The 4,591-nt window shown below is 47.6% G+C and carries 3 protein-coding genes; 2 read left to right on the top strand and 1 reads right to left on the bottom strand.

The window, feature by feature from the left end; genetic code table 11:
* The first annotated feature begins 405 nt into the window (after positions 1-405).
* Positions 406-1,293 (top strand): type II secretion system protein, encoded by an 888-nt coding sequence (locus B3157_RS08305; RefSeq protein ID WP_292590068.1) that lies wholly within the window; start codon positions 406-408, stop codon positions 1,291-1,293.
* Between the two features lie 672 nt (positions 1,294-1,965).
* Here the strand turns inward: B3157_RS08305 and B3157_RS08300 are convergent.
* On the bottom strand, positions 1,966-3,174 hold the full coding sequence (locus tag B3157_RS08300; RefSeq protein ID WP_292590067.1) for an ATP-binding protein: 1,209 nt from the start codon (positions 3,172-3,174) through the stop codon (positions 1,966-1,968).
* 831 nt (positions 3,175-4,005) lie between these two features.
* On the opposite strand from B3157_RS08300, the gene B3157_RS08295 reads away from it, so the two are divergent.
* Positions 4,006-4,410, top strand: a complete 405-nt coding sequence (locus tag B3157_RS08295; protein WP_292590065.1) for a hypothetical protein — start codon at positions 4,006-4,008, stop codon at positions 4,408-4,410.
* Positions 4,411-4,591: the final 181 nt, after the last annotated feature.

The following is a 4,591-nucleotide window of genomic DNA, read 5'->3' as shown; positions in this document are numbered from 1 at the left end:
CCCAACCCCGGCCTTTTGCTTTCCCTTTCTTACAACTTGCATCTTGGAACTTGCAACTGAGCTTTTACAAGCGATCAGCGAATTCTATGAACGAAGAACAGGTACTCGCTCTGGAACGAAGAACCGATTATCCTCGGAGAGCGGAGAACCGCTAACCGACCTCGCTTTGCTTTCTCTAACCAGTTACCTGCTATCCCCGACCACAGTTGAATGAAAATCTTCCACATCGGTTCGAGAAGGTATTTCTTCAGTCACTTTTAGACATCTAAAGAACTTTCTTGACTCACAGGACTAAATTAACTTGAGCTTTGCAGTTAATTACGAAGGCTTCGATGAGATGAATCAAGTATGCTGGCACGATGTTGCATTGACACAGTCGACCATAATTGGGGAGAGTGGAATAATATGAGAGAAGAGTGTTTTAGAGATCACAGAGGAAAGGGTTTTTCACTAGTAGAATTGCTGATAGTCCTTGCCGTTATCGCTGCCCTTATAGCCGTTGTGACTCCTATCGGAATGAACGCCATGCGAAAATCCGCGGCCGTTGCTGTCGCAAGAGACCTAAAGACACTCTCCCAGGCCTTCGCAAACAAAATCTACCTTGACGGAGAACTACCCCAGACAATAAACGAACTCGGAAGGAATGTTGATCCTTCTCTGTTTGGGGCTGCGTGGAAGATTGGCGAAGATGGCGAGTATAACTACTTCGTATTCACAAATCGTGAGGCTGATTTCGAGACTGTCTCCGGTGTTCTTGTTGATTCAAGGCAGGGAATCCCATTCGGAGTAGATGACTATGCTTTTCTTGATAATGGACTCGGAAAGGAATCTATGAACTCCAGAACTCTCTACTATAAACTTCTGGGTGCAGAAACAGTAGCGCCTCTTACACCTTTCGGTTCGACTTTCGCAGAGATAAGTATTGGGTTCGTGAACCTAATCAAAGGGTTCTTTGAGAAGAACGGAAGATATCCCAGAGATTGGAAAGATAAGGCAACCGGTGTCGATTATAGGTTTGAAGATCTATCTCTCAACGCTTCTTTCTGGGCTAGCTCTTTTGAAGGCATAGTGTATAAACCGGCGGGAAGACTCCTAAGAATAATGCCTGATGAGGATCACAATTTCCACTTCAACTTTCTAGATTCATCAGAGAGATCAGTCCTAACAAACGATCTCAATTGGGACCTTATATACAATATTGGTGACACTAGTGCCGACATCGGTTACTGGTATCTAAACTCTATTCAAGGAAGAAAAGTCGATATTACAACTCTTCAGATAGTAAAAAAGTGATTTCACTCGAAGAAGAGGAAAAAACCATCCTTCGAAAGAGCGGGAGAGCAAAAACCCGTCCATAGTCCAGCGTCCAAGACCGTGGATCCGTCCTTGGAAAGAGCAAAAGAGCGGTTCTTAGTTCCGACGCTTCGTGTCCACGTGTACCGTTCTTGGTAAAGGCCAGAGGCGAGAGGTGTGAAGAGCGCAAGGATCTTGATCTTCTGACCTCTAACCACACACCCCTAACCTCTGATCCACCCGGCGACTGGCGGTTCAAAGGAGGGGATCCCGGATCGGGGTCCGGTATGACAGTATAAGATCGGTTCTTCGTTCCGGAGCTAGGAGCTTTGTTCTTGGTTCAGAAGAGCGTGAGAGACGTCCGTTGTCCTACGTTCTCCGAAAAGAACACGGCCGCTCTTCGGCTTTTGATCTGAAATCCCCTCTGGGAGAGGGGTGGCGGCATGCTCCTGCCGACGGGGTGTGTTTTCTCATGAGCGAATCGAATGTCTCGACAATGCTCTTTCTCTCCACTTTCAACGCTCCACTCTCCACGGATCTTATGCCCGCGAAGCGATACTGGCGAAGGCGAAGCCTTTACTGGCCGTTCTTTCGCTCTTGCGAACCAAGAACCTGGACGCGCAGCGTCGGAACGAAGAACTTGGGCGCAACGCGCCGGAACTGCTCTTACGCTCAATAGAGAAAACCAAGAAGATAGAGTGGAAGGACATTTCCAAATCCCGTTTCAATTCCATCTCTCAACACAATGCCGTTTGGAACGTCTCTTAGCTGTTTCTTGCCTTTGTGGGCACCACCAATTTCGAATACTATCTCCGTATCTTTTAGGCTCAAAGCGAAGTCTCCATTTTTCGGCACGCAGATTCCAAGGTGACTTACTTGAGAGACAAAGAAAGCCTCTCTTATCGTTCCCATATTGCTTTCGAGATTCCATTGCGACAGTCCCAAAGCGTAGTAGATGTTCGTCTCACCCAAGAATACTTTCGAACCACTGCGGAGTCCCTTCAAGCCTCTACCGCACGGCGGGACTCTTCTCAAAACTCCCGCCCTCTCCAGTGAATCAAGATAGGCATAGAGTGTTACCTTACTAATTCCCAGATCCCGAGAAAGCGATTCCGGAGATATTGAAGGAACTACACTGGTGGCCACAAAGGCAATGATCTTCTTGGCTACTGAGGCCGCCTCGCCCCTAAGTGAATTCTCCTGAACGACATCCTGATAGATCGATTTGTCCAGAACATTCAGCAACCTTTCGTAATAAGAATCCGAAGCGATCCTGAAGGGATAAGAGCCAACTCTCAGATATTCCCTGAATAGCTTCAGCGGCTCAAATCTCAGCATCGTATTGCTCATCACTCTATGGTTTTGTAGAAGCTCTTCAGGTGACACTGCGGAGAAGTCGCTCCCGGTCTCCAGATTCAAGAACTCCCTGAAAGAGAGGTGCTTCAATTCATGCAATACTGCCCGTCTTGAAAGATCTGCCGTTCCCATTAAAACCGAGAACTTCGAGCTTCCACTGAAGTAGATCTGCTTCGTCGGATGAGCGTCGTATAACGCCTTAATATCGTTAGACCAGCCGGTTTGCCGGTGAGCCTCGTCCACAATGAGTGTCTTCCCTCCGATCTTGAAGAAAGCATCTCCTATTGCATAAATACTTTCCTTCAAAACCAGAGGATTGTCTGCCGAGATATAGAGGCAATCGACTCCTCTCTTCTCAAGAATCTTCTGGAGAAGCAGCGTTGTTTTGCCGCAGCCGCGCGCACCAACAATTCCAAGAAGACGGTCTTCCCAGTTGATCCGGTAATAGGCATAGCGCTTGAAAGACTCGGGAGTTGATGAGAGCATTCTTTCGTGGATCTCGAAAAAAGGTTGAAGATCTATCATCTCGCACCTCCATATCGTTCACTATATTGTACCATATATGGCTTTGTAGTTAAGTATGATGTACTTAGTTGTTTCTCTCGTCATCAGTTCCAAGTCACCAGAGCAAAAGCCAATAAACTCTATAAGTCTCTTGAAATGCTCTCGGAGGACGTTGGACCGTAACGGACAACACCGTTTTGAGCAGCGATCAGCGGGTTCACCGTTTTTAAGCGTACAGCGGCTCTTCAGGGCGAGATCCCGTGCAGGTGCATCACGGGATGACCCTGAACAAAACCATTTCAGGGCAGGCTCCCAAACAGAATCCCTGAACAGGAAATCTTCAGGACAGGCTCGTTGGGACAGGCTCATTGGGGCAGGCTCATTGGGGCAGGCTCATTGGGGCAGGCCTTCAGGGCAGGCGCTACGGGAGGACAGAGTCAGTCAATTCGCCTGCGAGCCATAATGCTCATCCCTAACCATAAGTCAGGGAGTTCATGAGAAATCATGTGATGCTCCTTCTCCCATGACAATATTTGCTGTACTTAACTCCTGATGATATTAATCTTAAATCCTCCCTTGAGGGAGGAGCGCGTGTAGCGGCGGAGTTTTTTGAGGGGAAGACGGTCCTCCCCACGTGAGATACGTGATTAAATAATCGTAACTGATACCGAGAATGATATAGTGATATTGTAGTTGCTAATTCTCTCTTTTTGATGTGTCTGCTTCTGTGAAATGGATAGAGATGTTTGATCTTACGAAAGCTGGTTTCGGAATTCAGTTCTTAGTGCTTTGAGTCAACCTCAATGCCTACCAAAATTGTGTTATCACTCTTTATAGCGAGGTGTGTCGATTATGAAACGCGTATCTCTTATGGTTGTCTTAGCAATTGCAGTTGTGATGGTGCTTACCGGGTGCCTGTCGGTTGCGAAAACGAGAAGTCTTGTTGGCGCATGGAACCTTTCAGTTATTAGAAGTGAATCGGAGACTTTCACGGCCTTCATGCAGATATCTACTCACGACAAGGGCAAGCTCTCCGGTTATCTGGGAAACCACATCCATACTGCAAACTATGGAACAATTTCCGGGACCACTTCCAAGGACAACATCTCCTTTCTCTACTCAAGCTATGAGGGAGGAGAAACAATTCAATTTGCAGGCAAGTTCGACTCAGTTGGGATGAGTGGGAAGGCGACTGTTTATATCGACGGCGGCTACAAGTCTGGGCCTCATGACTGGACTGCACAGAGAACGGAATAGTAGGATCGGGCAAAGAGATTCGATTTACGTCCTTTCGGGACTCGATGTTTACATCCAGTTAACAGATAGAGCGCCGAGCATCGTCGGCGAGGGCGGGGCTGCTTCGCTGGGAAGCTTTTCCTGGTTCAACGTGCTCTTTCCTACCACGAACCCGCAACCCCCAACCCCGTTCTTATGCTTT

The organism is Mesotoga sp. UBA5557 (assembly GCF_002425715.1).
Classification (GTDB): domain Bacteria; phylum Thermotogota; class Thermotogae; order Petrotogales; family Kosmotogaceae; genus Mesotoga.
The sequence above is the reverse complement of the archived record's forward strand: the minus strand, read 5'-3'. Positions and strand labels throughout refer to the sequence as shown.